The following is a 16,556-nucleotide window of genomic DNA, read 5'->3' on the forward strand; positions in this document are numbered from 1 at the left end:
CGCTTCCCGGCGTACTTCACGGGGAGTACGCCCGCTCACCGCGTCCGGCGGACGCCGCCTGGCGCGGTCGGCGTCTAGCGTGGCGGTCATGGACGAGGACGAGCAGCGCGGACGCCGGGACGGCCCGCCCCATGGGTGGCGGAACGGGCCGCCGTGGCGCAACCGCCGGGACGAGGAGCGAGGGCCCCGCCGGCCCTGGCTGTCCACCGTGCTGCTCACCGTGTTCGTGCTCGGCGGTTCCACCTTCGCGGCGCACGCCCAGGAGGGCCAGCGGGAGCCTCTCGACATCTTCGCGCGTGTGCTCCTCGTGGCGGCCTCGGGCCTGCTGCTGTGGCGGCTGCGGCATCCGGTGGCCGTCGTGTTCGGTACGTCGGCGGCCACCATGGTCTATCTCGGCGCCGGATACCCGTACGGACCGGTCTTCCTGACCGTCGCCCTGGCCTGCTTCAGCGCCGTCGTCGCGGGGCACCGCAGAGCCGCGTGGGCGGCACTGGGGATGCTGTGGGCCGGGCACGTGCTGGTGGCGCACTGGCTGTACCGATGGCTGCCGCCGTCCGGGGACCCCGCCGCCTCCTGGGGGCAGGAGATCGTGATCGCCACCTGGATGGTGGCGATCGTCGCGGTCTCGGAACTCGCCCGCACCCGACGGGAGCAGTGGGCCCGCGAGGGGGCCGAGCGCGCGCAGGCCGCGCGGCGGCGCGCGGACGAGGAACGGCTGCGCATCGCCCGCGAACTGCACGACGTCCTCGCCCACAGCATCTCCGTGATCAACGTGCAGGCCGGCGTCGGCCTCGCCCTCCTCGACACGGACCCCGAACAGGCGCGCACCGCGCTCACCACCATCAAGGCCGCCAGCAAGGAGGCGCTCGGCGAGGTCCGCCAGGTCCTCGACACTCTCCGCACCCCCGGCGCGGCGCCCCGAGCCCCCGCCCCGGGACTCGACCGGCTGCCCGAACTGATCGAGCAGGCGGCGGGCGCGGGCCTGACCGTCGAGGTGGAAGGGGCCCCGCCCCGGCTCGCCCCCGGCACGGACCTCGCGGCCTTCCGCATCGTCCAGGAGGCCCTCACCAACGTCGTACGGCACTCCGGTTCACGGCACGCGCGCGTGCGGCTCGATCACGACGCCGGCGCGCTACGGCTCCGTATCGACGACGACGGACCCGCTACCGGCGCCGACGCGGGCGGCAGCGGCAACGGGCTGGCCGGAATGCGGGAGCGGGCGGCGGCGCTGGGTGGCACGATCGAGGCGGGACCGCGCGCCGACGGAGGGTTCCGGGTGCTGGCCGTGCTGCCGCTGAAGGTGAAGCCGAAGCCGAAGGAGGCCGACCGGTGATCCGCGTACTGCTCGCCGACGACCAGTCACTGGTACGGGCCGGCTTCCGGGCGCTGCTCGACGCCCAGCCGGACATCGAGGTGGTCGGGGAGGCCTCCGACGGCGAGGAGGCGCTGCGCACGGTGCGCGAACTGCGCCCCGACGTCGTCCTGATGGACATCCGCATGCCGATGCTGGACGGCCTCGCCGCGACCCGGCGGATCACGGACGACCCCGCCCTGACCGAGGTCAAGGTGGTCATGCTCACCACCTTCGAACTCGACGAGTACGTCTTCGAGGCGATCCGCTCGGGCGCCTCCGGCTTCCTCGTCAAGGACACCGAGCCCGAGGAACTCCTGCGTGCCGTACGGGCGGTGGTCGGTGGCGACGCGCTGCTCTCGCCGGGCGTGACCCGCCGGCTGATCGCCGAGTTCGCGGCCCGCTCCAAGGAACCCGCCGCCGCCGACACCCTCGTCGAACTCACCGAACGAGAACGGGAGGTGATGGCCCTGGTCGGCATCGGCCTGTCCAACGAGGAGATCGCCCGCCGCCTGGTCGTCAGCCCGCTCACCGCGAAGACCCACGTCAGCCGCACCATGGTCAAGCTGGGGGTACGGGACCGTGCCCAACTCGTTGTGCTGGCCTACGAGTCCGGGCTGGTGCGGCCCGGCTGGCTGGGCTGAGGCCGCCGCCGGAAGGTGACCAGGACGCTGACGACACGGGCCAGGAAGAGGAGGGGCGCGAGGATCATCCCGGTCAGCAGCAGCAACCGCTCGACGGGGTCCGGCAGTTCGAACAGCAGGGCAGGACCGGCGACGGCTGCGAAGACGACCGCCGCCGCGAACACGGCACTGCACACCGCGTACCCGATCTCCACGGTCATCGCGTCCCGCTCGGCCTGACCGCGCCGTCCCCCGTACGTCTCCATCCCGGAAGTCTCACAGCCGTATGCCGGGCGGGACAACCCTGGAAGGCTGCTGACAGCCGTGCGCCCGGCGGGGGCACGCGGGCCCCGCCGGGCGCACGATGTCGGAGGCGTTCCCCTAGTCGCGTACGGACACGCGCTCCGCCTCCTGCACAGTGGACTTGGCGACCACGACGGACGGCTGCTCGCGGCGCGTGGGCCGTAGTCCGGTGAGGGTGATCAGGAGTCCGGCCGCGGCGACCACGGTCACCACGACCAGCCCGGGACGGTAGCTGTCGAGGACGGCCTGCGGGGTGGCGTTCTCGGGGGCGCCCGCCGTCACCACCGCCGTCACGACGGCCAGGAAGATCGCGCCGCCGACCTGGACCGAGGTGTTCAGCAGCCCTGAGACCATGCCCTGCTCGTGGTCCTCGACGCCGTTGGTGGCCTGGATGTTGAGCGACGGGAAGACCAGGGCGCAGGCGGCGCCGATGAGCAGCATCGACGGCAGGATGACGGCCGCGTACACCGGGTCGAGGTCGACCCGGAGGAACAGCGCGTACCCGACGACCATCAGCGCGAAGCCGGCGGCGATCAGCCGCTGGGTGCCGTACCGGTCGACGATCGAGCCGACCTTCGTCGAGGACAGCGCCACCAGCGCGCCCGCGGGCAGGAAGGCCAGGGCCGTGTGCAGCGCCGACCAGCCGAGCAGGGACTGCATGTAGAGGGTGACCAGGAACTGGAAGCCGACGTAGGACCCGAAGAAGGCCATCGCGCCGAGCTGGGCGCGGATCTGTGTGCCGGAGCGCAGCACGCCGAGCCGGATCAGCGGGCCGGGAGAACGCCGTTCGACCAGCACGAACACCGTGAGCATCACGGCGACGGCGAGGAAGGACAGCAGGGTGCGCGCCGAGGCCCAGCCGACCTCGGGGGCCTGCACGACGGTGAAGACCAGCAGCAGCATCGAGGCGGTGCCGAGCACGGCGCCCGGGATGTCGTAGCCGTTGTGGTCCTTCTCGCGGGCGCTGCGCGGCAGCAGCTTGAGTCCGGCGACGAGCGCGATCAGGGCGATGGGCGCGGGCAGCAGCATGGTCAGCCGCCAACTGGCCTCGGTGAGCAGGCCGGACAGCACCAGGCCCATGGAGAAGCCGGTGGCGGCGCAGGTGGTGTAGATGGAGAGGGCGCGGTTGCGCAGCGGGCCCTCCGGGAAGGTCGTGGTGATGATCGACAGGCCGGCGGGGGCGGTGAAGGCCGCGCTCAGGCCCTTGATGAAGCGGCTGGCGATCAGCAGCGGGCCCGAGTCGACGAGCCCGCCGAGCAGTGAGGCGACCGCGAAGACTCCCAGGGCGATCAGGAAGACCTGACGCCGGCCCAGCAGGTCGGCGGTCCGGCCGCCGAGGAGCAACAGGCCGCCGTAGCCCAGGATGTAGCCGCTGACGATCCATTGCAGGGTCGAGGTCGACAGGCCGAGGTCGGCGCCGATGGACGGCAGGGCGACGCCGACCATCGACACGTCCAGCGCGTCCAGGAACATCGCGGCGCACAGCACCAGCAGGGTGCCCCACAGGCGGGGCGTCCAGCGAACGGCTGGGGACGGAGCCGCGGAGACGGTGAGCGGAGAGGTCATGGCGAAGACAGTACATGCGCGTGCATCGAATGCAAATGCATTTAATTCAGATGCAACAATATCGCTTCTCTGCTACGGTGCGCTCATGGCGGCGAAGAAGGCCGAGCAGGCGCTCGCGGAACAGTGGCGGGAGATCCTCGCGCTCCATGCGCGCACCCAGTGCGAACTCGATCGCGCACTGCATCAACACGGCTTGTGCGCCAGTGACTTCGAGGTGCTGGACGTCCTGTCCGAGGGGCGCTCCGCGGACGGCACCTGCTCGTACCGAGTCCAGGAGATCTCCGAGCGTGTCCACCTCAGCCAGAGCGCGCTGTCGCGCCTGATCGCCCGGCTGGAGAAGGACGGACTCGTCGAGCGCGGGATGTGCACCGAGGATCGGCGGGGCGTACGGGTGACGCTCACGGAGAAGGGGCGCACGCTGCACGGCGAGGTGCTGCCGGTGCAGCGCGCGGTCCTGACGAGGACGCTGAACTCGGACTGAGCCGGGCTCAGTTCCAGCTCACGGCGGACTTCTCCCGCCACAGTTCGGCGACCGAGGCGTCCCCCGTCACCGCCGGGAACGGCAGCCGGTTCCACAGCGACAGATACAACTGCGCGGCGGGCCCGGCCACTTCGCAGTCGGCGCCCCCCGCATCGCCGCGCTCGGCCGCCGGCGGCTCCTCGGACAGTCGTACGGTCCACACCGCGCCGTCCGTGTCCGTCGCCCGCACCCGCAGCACCCGGGGCTTCTCCGTGCGCACCCTGCTCTTCTCGCGGGCGTGGAAGCCGAGCAGCAGTTCGTCGATGCCGTCCACGGCGAAGTCACCGGCGATCTGGCTCGGGGTGCCGCCCCTGGCCGACTCGGCGTCGAACCGGTGCACCGTCGTCTCGTGCGCCTGACGCCGGGCCCAGAACGCGAGCGGAGAGGGCGCGGGCAGGAAGTGCCAGCACTGGACGTCGGACGGGGCGGAACGCAGGGTCTCGACCAATTGCCCATGTCCTTCCCGGAACCAGGCCAGCAGTTCGACGCCGTCGAGGTCGGGCAGCCCCCCGTCCGGGTGGTACGAGGTGTGCCCCTCGGCGACGAACGCCGCCGCCCAGCGATGCACCATCCCCGTGTGCCGCACCAGATCCGCTACCTGCCACTGAGGGCAGGTCGGCACCTTGCCGCCGGTGCCGGCCTCCTCGGCAGCCGCGGCCAGCAGCCGGCCCTCCTGGTCGAGAATCGCTACGAACTCGGCAGTCTCCATGGGGGTGAGTGTGCCGGATGGAGCGCGCTCCACGGGCGGTATTTCGATGCGGTGGCCGCGCCGCCGCGACGGTGCTCAGCTCAGGGACCGGTAGAAGGCCAAGTGGCGCTGCGCGGCGGTGTCCCAGGTGTGGCGGGCGGCCAGTGCGCGGCCGGCGGTCTGCCGGGCCCCGTCCTGCCGCGTGAGGGCTTGACCGAGTTGGGCGGCCAGCTCCTTCGCGGTGGCGCCGAAGCGGGCGGCCGGACCGAACACCTCGCGCAGGACGGGGAGGTCGCGGACCACCAGCGGGACCCCGGCGGCGAGCGCCTCCATGGCGGCCAGGCCGAAGCCCTCCTTGAGAGAGGGGAAGGCGAAGGCGTCGGCGGCGGCGACGAGCGCCGGGAGGTCGTCGTCGGGGACCGGTCCGAGGACGACCGGTTCGACGCCGAGTTCACGCGCCCGGGTTTCCCAGCGGGCCCGGTAGTCGCGGTAGTCGAAGAGGGTCTCACCGCCCGCGATCACCAGCCGCACGCCGGAATGCCCGGCTCGCATGATCGCGTACGCCTCAAGGAGGTCGAGGGAGCCCTTGCGGGGCTCGATGCCGCCGACGCTCAGCACATAGCGGCCCAGCCGGTCCGTCCAGCGGGCTCGGGCGGCCGCAGCGGTGGTCGCGAAGCGTTCGTACGCCACGCCGTTGGGGATCACCTCGGCGTCGATGCCCCATCCGGCGGCGAGTTCGTCCGCGACCGACCGCGAGACACAAACGTGCGCGTACGGCTCGACGACGGCCCGCTCGTGGCAGGCGGCCAGCTCGGGCGTGGTGAACTGGTCGAGGTGGTGGACCGTACGGACACAGCGGCCGTCCACCGCGTTGGCGCTGATGCAGTCCTGGGCGTGGACGATGTCGTACGGGCCCGGGTCGAAGGCGTCGCGCAGGACGGCGATGGAGCGCACGATGCGCTCGCCGACGCCCTCCCGCGGCGGGCCGTCGGGGAACGGCACGATCCGCACCCGAACGTCCGGCGCGACCTCGCGGAAGAAACCTGAGTCGCCGCCCCGGCCCAGCGACCAGACGGTGACGTCCTCGCCGGCCGCGGCCAACGCCTCGGCGAGGGCGAGTGTGTGGACGACGCCGCCGCGCGGCTTGGTGGAGTAGCTCAGCAGGGCGATCTTCACGAGGGCGTCTCCCGGTATGCGGCGGGGCGGCGCTCGTCGAGGTGACGGAGGATGCGCCGGGCCCGGTCGATCTCGGCGCTCACGTCGACCTCGGCGACGGCCAGGCCCGCTTTGGCCCAGGTCCGGGCGAGGACGTCGCCGCCCGGGCCGACGACCTTGGACTGGCCGAGGAAGCGCATGCCGCCCATGGCGCCGGTCTGGTTGGAGGAGGCCAGCACGAGCTGGTTCTCGGCGGCCCGGGCCTGGTCGTACAGGTCGAAGAGCTTGGCCTGCCGGTCCTGGGCCATGCGCGGGGCGCGGTTGGTGATGCTGGTGGGCCAGGCGGACAGGCAGGCGAGGATCTCGGCGCCGTCCAGGGCCAGGGAGCGGGCCGACTCCGGGAACGTCTTGTCGTAGTCGATGAGCATGCCGACCCGGCCCACCGGGGTGTCGAACGCCTCGAAGCGGTCGCCGGGCGCGTACGCGGCGACCTCGCCGGCCGGCAGGTGCACCTTGCGGTGGCGGCCCAGGACGCCGTCGCCGCTGACGCACACCGCGGAGTTGTACCGTTCGTCGCCGCCGTCCTCGCAGTAGCCGACGCACACGACCAACTCGGCTGCGAGACGGGCGACGTGGAGGATCAGCGGGTCGTCCGGCTTGAGGGCGGGGGGCAGCGCCTCGGGGTCCGGGTGGCGCAGATCGGCGAGGTAACCGCCGAGCGCGGCGTCCGGCAGGACGAGCAGCCCGGCGCCCGAGGCCCGGGCGTCGTCGATGATCTTTGCGATACGGGCGAGGTCGAACTCCAGGTCGCGGCCGAAGTGGGCGGCGGCGGCCGCGATCCGGATGGTGCTCATGCGCTGACCGCTCCTGCGTACGTATAGGTTTCCGGGCGTCGGTCCCGCAGGTGCCCCATCGAGCGACGGGCGGTCCGAAGGGCCTGTGCGACGTCGAGTTCGGCGATCGCCAGGCCGGCTTCGACACCCGTGTCGGCGAGGATCTCGCCGCCGGGGTCGACGACCTTGGCGCTGCCGACGAAGCGTAGCGACCCGAAGGTACCCGTCTGGTTGGCGGAGAGCCACACGATCTGGTTCTCCAGGGCGCGGGCCCGGTCGAAGAGGTCGAAGCGACGCTTCCAGCGGTCGTCGACGAGGTCGGCGGCGGCGTTGGTCCGGGAGCCGGGCCAGGCCGAGACGACCACGCCGATCTCCGCCCCGTCCAGCGCGAGCGCCCGCGCGGACTCCGGGAACGCCTTGTCGTAGCAGATCATCATGCCGATCCGGCCGACCGGGGTGTCGAAGGCGTGGAAGCGGTCGCCGGAGGAGTAGCTGGCGTCCTCGCTGAGCGGCTGGTGGACCTTGCGGTGGTTGCCGAGTACCCCGTCGCCGTTGACGCAGACGACGCTGTTGTAGCGGCGACCGTCCGTGCCCGCCTCGCAGTAGCCCGCCGCCACGGTCAACTCCCCAGCCAGGTCGGCCAGTCGGCGGATCTCGGGTCCGTCGAGGGCGAGCGCGGGCGGGCCTTCGTCCGCGGCGGAGTCGTCGAGGCTGAGCAGATAGCCGCCGAGGCACGCTTCGGGCAGGGCCAGGAGCCGTACGTCGGCCGCTCTGGCCTCCTTGATCAGGCGCTCGACGGTCGCGAAGTCCTCCTCGAGGTCGCGGCCGAACTCGGCGGCGACGGCCGCCATACGCAGCGTGCTCATGCGGTCCCCATCCCGGTCACGGTGGACGTGACCGCATCTGTGATCTCTCCGTCGGGCCAGCGCAGCCCGACGCCCCGTCCCACGGTCAGCTCCCCGCACACGGCGCTCGTCGCGGGCCCGGCGGGAAGCGGCGGGGCGTCCGGCGCGTCGGCGGTGAGCATGGCGAAGCCGGGGAAGCAGGTCATCCAGTCGCCCATGGTCACCGCGCGCGGCCGGGGCACCGCGGCCACGTCGAGCACGGCCGCGCAGCCGCTCGCCTCGGCGAGCATGCCGAGGGTCCCGGCGATCCCGGCCATCGACACGTCCTTCGCGGCGGCGGGCCGGGCGGCGGCCACCGCGCCGGTCATGGTGCGCAGTTCGTCCGTACGACGATGGCTGGAAGAGTCCCACTGACGGCCCCGGTAGCCCGCGCGCCAGCTCCCGCCGAGGTCCGCGGTCAGCCGTACGGCGTGTCCGGGCCGCCCGCCGCCACCCGGGACCGGACGGTCCGTGCGGCCGAGCGCGGTCACGGACAGGGCCGCGGGTACCCCGAGTTGGGTGTGGCCGCCGAGGACCGGCACGCCGTACGCCCTGGCCGCCCGCCCCAGTCCGGCGAGGATCCGCGCGGCGTGCGCCGCGTCCTTGGCGCCCACCGCGTCGAGCAGCCCGAGCGGTGAAGCACCCATCGCCGCAAGGTCGTTGACGTTCACGAGGACCGAGCACCAGCCTGCCCACTCCGGATCCCGCTCCACCATGGACGGCACGATCGCGTCGCAGGCGGCGATCACGTCCGTACCGGGGACGGGGGCGCCGTCGTCGCCGACGAAGCCGCGCGGCCCCGGGGCCAACGAGCCGAGCAGGGGCCCGAGCGGCGCCTTGGTGGCCGCCGCCTGCGCCGCGATCCGGCCGATCGGCCACCGCATCAGCACGTGCGGAGCGCCCGCGACGGTCGTCTCGCGCACCCTGCGCCAGCCGAGCCGCTTGAAGAGGACCTCGTTGCGCGTCTGGACCGTCGCGTCGAAGCGCAGTACACCCTCGGACTCCGCCCGCGCGCAGGCGGCCCGGACGAGAGCGGCGCCGACCCCGTGCGGGCCGCGGGCCCCCGGAGCGACGACGAGCCGGCCGCCGGCCCACCAGCCGAGGTCGGGGCCGTCACCGGCCGGCCCGAGCCGCACTCCGCCGATCACGGCGCCCGCCCGGTCCTTGGCGATCAGCACCAGGGTACGGGCGTCGGCGTCGCGCTCGTCGAGGTCGTGGCCCGTGAACAGGCCCTGCTCGTGGACGAAGGCGTCCCGGCGCAGCCGGTGGTAGGCGGTCGACTCGGCCGGCCCTGAGGCCTGTTCGATGTGGAAGGCGGGCCGGCGTGCGAGAGTGCTGCGGTCGCCGAGCAGCGCCAGGATGTCGACCGGCGCGTCCGTCACGGGCGGCGCCGTGGATCCGTCGAGGTACACCGATATCACCCGCCCGCCGTCTTCAGCACGCTGCACGCCCCGCAGGCCGCGCAGCCGGCCCGCTGGTCGGCACCGCTCATCCCGGCGGCACGCAGCTTCGCCGCGACGCCCTCCGTGACGTACCGCAACACCTCGGCGTCGGGCGCGCGGACCCCGTCCCGGGCGGCGAGCGTGCCACCCATCGGACGGAACGGGACGACGAACGGGTACACACCCCGGTCGATCAACCGCCCGGCTCCCGCGATGAGTTCGTCGGGATCCTCGCCGAGGCCGACGAGCAGATACGTGGAGACCCGGTTGGGCCCGAACACCCGGACGGCCTCGTCCCACGCGGCCTCGTACTCCGCCATCGGGACGGTGGACTTGCCGGGCATCCAGCGCCGCCGTACCGCGTCGTCGAGGGATTCGGCATGGATGCCGATGGCGGTGGCTCCGGCGTCGTGCAGCGCGCGGATCCACGCCAGGTCGCCGGGCGGTTCGCACTGCACCTGGACGGGCAGTTCGGGCACCGCCGCAAGGACCGCACGGACGGAGCGTACGAGAGTGCGGGCACCCCGGTCCGGGCCGGTCGTCGTGCCGGTGGTCATCACCATCTGCCGGACGCCGTCCAGCCGGACGGCCGCTTCAGCGACTTCGGCGAGCTGGGCGGGTGTCTTGGCCGCCACCGTCGCACCCGAGCGCAGGGACTCCTCGATGGTGCAGAAGCGGCAGCGGTCGGACTCGGCGTAGCGGATGCAGGTCTGCACGACGGTGGTGGCGAGGACGTCGGCGCCGTGCAGGCGGGCGATCTGTTCGTAGGGGATGCCGTCGGAGGTCGTCAGGTCGTAGAACGCCGGACGGCGTACGGCGGTCAGGGTGAGGCCGGTGTCGTCCTCGCCGAGCCAGACCTTGCCGTCGCGTACGGAGTAGGGGCTGTCGGGGTTGGTGGGCAGCGCGGCGTTGGCACCGTCGACCGGACCGTGCCCGATAACGAAATGCCCGTCGTCGCTCGGCCCCGCGCCGTCCGGCCGCCGCACGGGCGCGGCCAACGCCACGCCGTGCAGGGCGAGTTCGGCACGGGTCATGATCCGCACGTCCACCGCTGTGCTGGTGCCAACGCTCACGGCATGCCCCTTACAGCTGGTAGGTCGAGTTGATGATGGCGCCCTTGCGCGCGTAGTGGATCAGCGCGTCCTGGACGTCGAGGGGGTGGGTGGGGATGACGCCCTCGATGAGGTCCTCCTCACGGGCGCCGTGCAGGGACAGGCCGAAGCGGCAGCAGAAGACCTTGCCGCCCTCGGCTATGAACGTCTTGAGCTGGTTGTTGATGTTGTGCTCGCCGGGGAAGGCGGAGTTGCCGACGGTCGGAAAGCCGCGCGTGGCAAGGCAGTTCAGCGAACCCGGGCCGTAGAAGTAGATGGCGGTCTCGAAGCCCTTGCGCAGGGCGCGGGTGGCCTGCAGGACGGCGACGAAGGACACCGACGACTCGTGGGCGATGCCGTGGACGAGGGTGAAGTAGGTCTCGCCGTCCTCGGCCTTGTAGTCGGGGAAGACCTTGGTGTCGCCGTAGATGCTGGTGCCCTCGGGCAGGGACGGGTGGGGAATCTCGTTGAGGGACTTCTGCTCGATCTCGGAGAGTTCGACGACGGTTTCGGACATGACGGTCTCCTTGCAGAGGACGGAAGGTGGCGGTGGGTCAGTCGTAGAGCGCGGCGAACGTGTCCCGGAAGACCAGGTCGCCGAGTTCGCCGCCGCCGGTCGCTTCGGCGAGGCGGGCGTACTCGCCCGCGAAGTCGCCCCACGGCTGGTCGCTGGCGAAGAGCACCCGGTCGTGGCCGATGCCGCGGCGCTCGATCTCCTGGGCCAGCCAGCGCGGCGTGAAGCCGATGGCCCAGGAGAGGTCGGTGTAGACGCGCTTGCCGGACTCGATCCAGTCGAAGAACCGGGAGCCGGCCAGCTTGATGTGCCCGCTCATCCCGCCGCCGAAGTGCACGAGGTGGACGGGGACCCGGTCGGCGTACCAGTCGACGAGGTGGCCGACCTCGTCGATGTCGGAGGCGGCGCCCGGTGAGGTGTGGACGTGGACCACGAGGTGGTGGCGCTCGGCCTCGTGGAATATGCGGTCGAGCATCGGGCGGCAGGCCGGATCGGTGGGGCGCCCGCCCAGCAGGAAGCTCAGCTTCAGGGCTCGTACGCCGTCCTCGCCGGCCAGGGCGAGGGCCCGCGCGGTGCGGAGCTCGTCCTCGGGGCGCGGGGAGACCCACAGGCCCGCCCGGATCCGGTCGTCGCTCTGGGCGGCCTCGATCGCCAACTCGTTGAAGGAGAAGGCGATGTCGGGGTCCGGGACGCCGTAGTTCGGAATGACCAGGGCCCGTTCGGTGCCCTCCGCGTCCAGGTCGGCGAGCAGGTCCTTGACCGTGGCGCGGGCGGTCGTGTCGGGGTGGACGGGCGGGCCGCCGTAGAAGGGGTACGCGGGCAGGACGCCGATGTGGCGGTGTGCGTCGAAGACCATGGGTCCTGGACCCTTCAGCCGATCGGGAGCGCGCAGGCGAGTTCGCCGGGCGCACCGGTGAGGGTGCCGCAGACGTCGGCGGTACGGCGGGAGGCGTCGATGTGGCCGGCGAGGAACTCGGCGTCCCGGCCCACCGATTCGAAGCGTCCGGTGCCCCATGAGTGCTGCCAGGGCAGACCCAGGAAGTACAGGCCGGGTGTGCTGGTGGCGCCTCGCCAGTGCATCGGGTAGCCGCGGCCGTCGAAGGCCGGTATCTCCACCCACCGGTGGTCGCGGGTGAAACCGGTCGACCAGACGACGGAGGTGATGCCGCCGGCCTCCACATCCAGTGAGGCCGGCTGCTCGGCGGGCTCCCACACGGGTACGTACCGGGCCTCGTCCGGGGCGTCGATGTGATGTGCGGCGATGTACGCGTCGATGCTGTCCTTGATGCCCTCGGCGACGGCGTCCGCCCGGTCGAGGTTGACCTTGAGGTCGTCGGCGAACTCCAGGACACCGCCGTCGATGCCGGTCAGCCGCCCGTACAGCCGCATCCCGTCCCGGGCGAAGGCCCGCAGGTCGATGTCACGACCCCCGTCCCGCCCGGTGACATAGTGGTTGACCCGCATCCGGACGACACCCGCGTCGTCGAAGTCACCGATGTCCTTCGCGTAGTAGCCCATGGTGTCCAGCCAGGCCACGCAGTCCCGGCCGCGGTAGAAACGGGCCACGCGCGGCGCGCTGCCGACGGCCAGATGGACCTGCCGGCCGGCCAGGTGCAGATCCTCGGCTATCTGACAGCCGGACTGACCTGTGCCGACGACCAGCACCGCACCGTCGGGCAGCTGCTCAGGGTTGCGGTAGCGGGAGGAGTGGATCTGCTCGACACCGGCCGGCAGCCGCTCGGCCATCCGGGGGACGGACGGGGTGTGGTACGGGCCGGTGGCCACGACCACGTGGTCGGCGGTGAAATCGCCGTCGGAGGTGGCCAGTTCGAAGACGCCGCTCGCTGATCGCCGCAGTCCGGTGACGGACACGCCCTCCACCAGCGGGGGCCGGAAGAAGGCGACGTACTCCTCCAGGTACCGGACGATCTCCTCGCGGACCATGAAGCCGTCGGGGTCGTTCCCCTGGTAGGGGAAACCGGGCAGCCTGCACTGCCAGTTGGGGGTCACCAGGCAGAACGAGTCCCAGCGACGCTCGCGCCACTCATGACCGACCCGGTTCCGCTCGACCACGACGTGTTCGACACCGCGTTCACGCAGGCAGTAGCTGACCGACAGCCCGGCCTGACCACCGCCGACGACGGCCACCGGGTAGTGGGCGCCGGCGAGCCGCGGCGGGCTCACGGTGCGCTCCCATGGACATACAGTTCAGACATGAAAGTCCTCCAGGCGAAGCCCCGAGGTGTGAACACCTCGCCGCTGCTTGTGACGAACACTTCAACCAGCGGCGATTACCGAACCAAGTCATCCGGAATAAAGGGACGTTACGGACTCCTCACGGTGGGTGCGGCAATGGACACGCAGAGTTGCCTCTGAGGCAAATCGGGGAGCGGGAGACCCCGGCCGGGTTCTGAGACTGCTCAAGTCGCTTGGCGGCAACGGAAGATGACCGTCACCGTGATCCACATGACAGGACTCACGGGACTGAACAGAAAACACAACGCCGTTCTGGTCATCCGGGACGCCGACCTCGTCGCGGCGGCCCTGCGTCAGGCGCCGGCCGGGGCGTAGCCCGGGGAGCGGCCGGGTCTGGAACGCGCCGCCGCACTCGTCGAGTCCACCGCCGCCGCCACCGAAACGCAGCTGAGTGCCCGCTGGGTCCGCTCACGGCTGGCCGACGTCGGCTCCATCGGGGACATCGGATCGGTCGCGGCGGTGAAGGCGCTGCGCCGGGCGGAGCCGAAGCTGAGCCTGCCGGCGGCGGTGCAGCTGCAGAAGGATGCGGTGGCTCATCCGGAGTGATGCGGTGGCCCGTCATGGGGTGCCGCCGCACCGCGCGTGGGTGGCGTGGATCAGCCTCGTTCTGCCGCACGTCGCGTGACGAATCCGATGACGGCTGCCATGGCGGCCAGGGCGGCGACGCTGGTCAGGGCCACCGGAAGGGAGAACCAGTCCGCCATGAACCCGATGGCGGGAGGTCCCAGGAGCATGCCGCCGTAGCCGAAGGTGGAGGCGATGGCGACTCCGTCGGGGCCGGCCAGCGCTCCGGCGCGTTCCACGGCGACGGGGAAGAGGTTGGCGAGCCCGAGCCCGGTGATCACGAAGCCGAGGAGCGCTGCCCACAGGGAGGGGGCGAGGGCGCCGAGGAACATGCCGGCCGCGGCGATCGTGCCGCCGGACACCAAGGTGCGGGTCTGACCCAGGCGTTCGAGCAGCCGCGTGCCGGTGAGCCGGCCGATGGTCATGGCGAGCGCGAAGCAGGAGTAGCCGACCGCCGCGGCGCCCGCTGAGGCGCCCAGGTCCTGCTCGATGTGCAGGGCGCTCCAGTCGGCCAGGGCTCCCTCGCCGTAGGCCGTGCACAGGGCGATCAGCCCGAACGTGATGACGAGTCCCCGGGTGCGGGTGTCCGGGCGGCGGGGCGCGGAGTCCTCCCGCGGTGTGCTCTCCGGTGGTGCCGGGGGTTTGATGCGCAGCAGGGGGCGGCCCGCCAGGGCGGTGACGAGCAGGCCGATGAGAGTGAGGCCGAGCAGATGGCGGGTCGGGGACAGCTGACCGGCGACCAGTCCGCCGAGCCCGGCACCGATCATGCCGCCCAGACTGAAAGCGGCGTGGAAGCTGGGCATGATGGGCCGTCGCAGCGCTCTCACCAGGTCGACGGCCGCGCTGTTGAACGCCACGTTCAGCCCGCCGTACGCGCTGCCGAAGACCAGGAGGACGGCGCCCAGTGCGAGTGCCGAGTGCGTGAGGGGTGGCAGGGCGACGCTGAGGGAGAGGAGGGTGGCGCAGACGACGGTGACCCGGTGGTTGCCGTAGCGGCGGCAGAGCCGGCCGGTGATGATCATCGTCACGACCGCGCCGGCGGAGACGCCGAGGAGGGCGAGCCCGAGGGTGCTGGCGGAGGCGCCGGTCTGCTGCTTGATGGCGGGGATGCGGACGACCCAGCCGGCGAAGACGAAGCCGTCGAGGGCGAAGAAGACAGTGAGGATGACACGGAGCCGGGTGAGTGCGTTGCCCGGCACGACGTTGTGCGTTCGGGCTTTGTTTATTAGCGGCACAAAGTCAGGCTAGGCGGGGTGAGGGAGGGGGGCAAGGGCGCGGGTGTGTGAGCCAGGGGTTCTGCGCTGGAGCGGCAGGACCAGTTCTCACGCCGCCTCTCACGCTGTCGACGGCAGGCCGTGTCGAGCGGCCACGACGGATACGGTGCCGCGGCCGCGTAGCTGGATGTGGTGCCGGTCCGGGCTGCCTGGGCCGGTCCCGCAGCGGCCTGCCGTGGCTGACCGAGGTCGCCCGTGCCTACGGCCACGCCGCAGCACCGGGCTACGCCGAGGCCAACGGCTACGAGGCGGACATCGCCGTGATCGAGGACAACGGCCGATGCCGCCTCGTCCCGCGCCGCAACAGCTGAAAGGGGCGGCGCACGGCCAGGAGCACCCTGCGTGAGAGCGCGCCCGAGGCGCAGGTGTACGGGGCGAGCGGGGATCCGGACCGGCCCCGTGTGCGACCGGTGCTTGTGACCGCCCGGCGATCTCGGCCTTGTAGCCGTCCCCCGGGGTCTGGCACGATCGCTGCTTCCTGCCGCTCGTGGCAACGAGCGGTGGTCCTCGAGGAGGTCCGGTGCACAGACGGTGGCTGTTCCTGGCGGCGGCCGCGGTACTCGTCGTCGTCTCCTTGACCCTGGTTCTCCTGCCCGATCACAAGGACGACGGCAGACACGCCGAGGCGACCCCGGTCGCCGGTACCCCGGCGAAGTCCCCGTCCGCTGTGGCAACCGCGCGAGCTACGGGATCCCCGACGCCGTCCCCCCGAGCGACCCGCGCCCCGGCGAAGCCGTCGGCCACACCCACCCCGACGAAGGCGTCCCCCAGGGCCACAGCCTCGTCCGAGAAGCCGGTAGCCACGACCGGATCGCAAAAGGTGTCCGGCGCCGCGCCGTTGGCGGGACGCATACGGCCGGGCGTCACCTATCGGGGGACCGCCACCTTCTACGACGCGGACGGCGGGGGTGCCTGCCTGTTCGACCCGAGCGGTGACGTCATGACGGGGGCGATGAACAGCACCGACTACGAGTCGGCCAAGGCGTGCGGGGCGTATGTGCTCGTCCGCGCGGACAACGGGGCCTCCATCACGGTCCGCATCACCAACGAGTGCCCGGGGGCGTGCGCACCCGGGCAGATCGACCTCAGCGCGGAGGCCTTCGCCAAGCTGGCCGTCCCGTCGCGCGGGCAGATCCCGATCACCTGGACGCTGGCGAGCCCCAGTTCCGTCGGCCCGCTCTCGATCCGCTACAAGACCGGGTCCAGCCGGTACTGGTGCGGCATCCAGGTCATAGGTCACCGCAATCCGGTGGCCCGGCTGGAGGTCCGTAGCGGCAGCGGCTGGCGTCAGTTGGCGCGTACCGACTACAACTACTTCATCTCCGAGGACGGCAGTGGATGCGGCGGCGCGATCAGGATCACCGACATTTTCGGAGAACGTCTCACGGTCGACGGGATCGCCGTACGACCCGACGTCGTGCAGCCGACCCACGTCCAGTTCGCACAGCACTGACCCCGCCGGTCAGGTACCGGCTGTGTCCTTCGACTCGGA

At 71.9% G+C, this 16,556-nt stretch carries 16 protein-coding genes and 1 pseudogene; 5 read left to right on the top strand and 12 right to left on the bottom strand.

The genetic code is table 11. The features are described 5' to 3' along the window. Window positions 1-88 precede the first annotated feature (88 nt). Together ACIBK3_RS20550 and ACIBK3_RS20555 are read left to right on the top strand one after the other, a co-directional pair. Entirely contained in the window at window positions 89-1,333 is a 1,245-nt protein-coding gene (locus ACIBK3_RS20550) for a histidine kinase (protein WP_399367263.1), read from the top strand. Then, window positions 1,330-1,995: a response regulator gene (locus ACIBK3_RS20555; RefSeq protein WP_399367265.1), complete on the top strand. Its 666-nt coding sequence runs from the start codon at window positions 1,330-1,332 to the stop codon at window positions 1,993-1,995. Before ACIBK3_RS20550 ends, ACIBK3_RS20555 begins: the two co-directional genes overlap by 4 nt. Here ACIBK3_RS20555 and ACIBK3_RS20560 read toward each other — a convergent pair. Further along, entirely contained in the window at window positions 1,956-2,240 is a 285-nt protein-coding gene (locus ACIBK3_RS20560) for a DUF6332 family protein (protein ID WP_399367267.1), read from the bottom strand. The two genes, ACIBK3_RS20555 and ACIBK3_RS20560, sit on opposite strands and share 40 nt — an antisense overlap. A 115-nt stretch (window positions 2,241-2,355) precedes the next feature. Further along, a complete protein-coding gene (locus ACIBK3_RS20565; RefSeq protein WP_399367269.1) occupies window positions 2,356-3,843 on the bottom strand; it encodes an MFS transporter in 1,488 nt (495 codons plus the stop codon). A gap of 85 nt (window positions 3,844-3,928) precedes the next feature. Here ACIBK3_RS20565 and ACIBK3_RS20570 point away from each other — a divergent pair, with 85 nt between their 5' ends. After that, window positions 3,929-4,324 carry a MarR family winged helix-turn-helix transcriptional regulator gene (locus ACIBK3_RS20570; RefSeq protein ID WP_399367271.1) on the top strand — a complete coding sequence of 132 codons (396 nt, stop codon included), beginning with the start codon at window positions 3,929-3,931 and terminating at the stop codon, window positions 4,322-4,324. A 7-nt stretch (window positions 4,325-4,331) separates the two neighbouring features. On the opposite strand, the gene ACIBK3_RS20575 is transcribed toward ACIBK3_RS20570, so the two are convergent. From ACIBK3_RS20575 to ACIBK3_RS20615, 9 genes are all read right to left on the bottom strand, one after another. Further along, a complete protein-coding gene (locus tag ACIBK3_RS20575) occupies window positions 4,332-5,072 on the bottom strand; it encodes a maleylpyruvate isomerase family mycothiol-dependent enzyme (RefSeq protein WP_399367273.1) in 741 nt (246 codons plus the stop codon). A gap of 75 nt (window positions 5,073-5,147) precedes the next feature. Further along, window positions 5,148-6,227, bottom strand: a complete 1,080-nt coding sequence (locus ACIBK3_RS20580; RefSeq protein WP_399367275.1) for an MSMEG_0565 family glycosyltransferase — start codon at window positions 6,225-6,227, stop codon at window positions 5,148-5,150. Continuing rightward, window positions 6,224-7,060 (bottom strand): carbon-nitrogen hydrolase family protein, encoded by an 837-nt coding sequence (locus tag ACIBK3_RS20585; protein ID WP_399367277.1) that lies wholly within the window; start codon window positions 7,058-7,060, stop codon window positions 6,224-6,226. Before ACIBK3_RS20585 ends, ACIBK3_RS20580 begins: the two co-directional genes overlap by 4 nt. After that, the gene (locus tag ACIBK3_RS20590) at window positions 7,057-7,905 is read right to left on the bottom strand and encodes a carbon-nitrogen hydrolase family protein (protein ID WP_399367279.1); all 849 of its coding nucleotides are present in this window, start codon (window positions 7,903-7,905) and stop codon (window positions 7,057-7,059) included. Before ACIBK3_RS20590 ends, ACIBK3_RS20585 begins: the two co-directional genes overlap by 4 nt. Beyond that, entirely contained in the window at window positions 7,902-9,371 is a 1,470-nt protein-coding gene (locus tag ACIBK3_RS20595) for an MSMEG_0567/sll0787 family protein (protein WP_399367281.1), read from the bottom strand. Before ACIBK3_RS20595 ends, ACIBK3_RS20590 begins: the two co-directional genes overlap by 4 nt. Next, window positions 9,341-10,438 (bottom strand): MSMEG_0568 family radical SAM protein, encoded by a 1,098-nt coding sequence (locus ACIBK3_RS20600; protein WP_399367283.1) that lies wholly within the window; start codon window positions 10,436-10,438, stop codon window positions 9,341-9,343. The genes ACIBK3_RS20595 and ACIBK3_RS20600 overlap by 31 nt, the downstream gene beginning before the upstream one ends. Window positions 10,439-10,448: 10 nt before the next feature. Next, window positions 10,449-10,973, bottom strand: a complete 525-nt coding sequence (locus tag ACIBK3_RS20605) for an MSMEG_0572/Sll0783 family nitrogen starvation response protein (protein ID WP_399367285.1) — start codon at window positions 10,971-10,973, stop codon at window positions 10,449-10,451. Window positions 10,974-11,010: 37 nt separating this feature from the next. Continuing rightward, the gene (locus ACIBK3_RS20610; RefSeq protein ID WP_399367287.1) at window positions 11,011-11,826 is read right to left on the bottom strand and encodes an amidohydrolase family protein; all 816 of its coding nucleotides are present in this window, start codon (window positions 11,824-11,826) and stop codon (window positions 11,011-11,013) included. Window positions 11,827-11,840: 14 nt separating this feature from the next. After that, window positions 11,841-13,154, bottom strand: coding sequence for an MSMEG_0569 family flavin-dependent oxidoreductase (locus ACIBK3_RS20615; protein WP_399367289.1), 1,314 nt, complete (start codon window positions 13,152-13,154; stop codon window positions 11,841-11,843). Window positions 13,155-13,436: 282 nt separating this feature from the next. Between ACIBK3_RS20615 and ACIBK3_RS20620 the strand changes: the two are divergent. Continuing rightward, a pseudogene (locus ACIBK3_RS20620) lies at window positions 13,437-13,772 on the top strand (hypothetical protein). Between the two features lie 50 nt (window positions 13,773-13,822). Here the strand turns inward: ACIBK3_RS20620 and ACIBK3_RS20625 are convergent. Next, window positions 13,823-14,989 (bottom strand): MFS transporter, encoded by a 1,167-nt coding sequence (locus ACIBK3_RS20625; protein WP_399367291.1) that lies wholly within the window; start codon window positions 14,987-14,989, stop codon window positions 13,823-13,825. A 595-nt stretch (window positions 14,990-15,584) separates the two neighbouring features. Here ACIBK3_RS20625 and ACIBK3_RS20630 point away from each other — a divergent pair. Continuing rightward, window positions 15,585-16,517, top strand: coding sequence for an expansin EXLX1 family cellulose-binding protein (locus ACIBK3_RS20630; RefSeq protein ID WP_399367293.1), 933 nt, complete (start codon window positions 15,585-15,587; stop codon window positions 16,515-16,517). The last annotated feature ends 39 nt before the right edge of the window (window positions 16,518-16,556 follow it).

The sequence above is a fragment of the Streptomyces sp. NPDC050287 genome (assembly GCF_044459385.1).
In the GTDB taxonomy this organism is placed as follows: domain Bacteria; phylum Actinomycetota; class Actinomycetes; order Streptomycetales; family Streptomycetaceae; genus Streptomyces.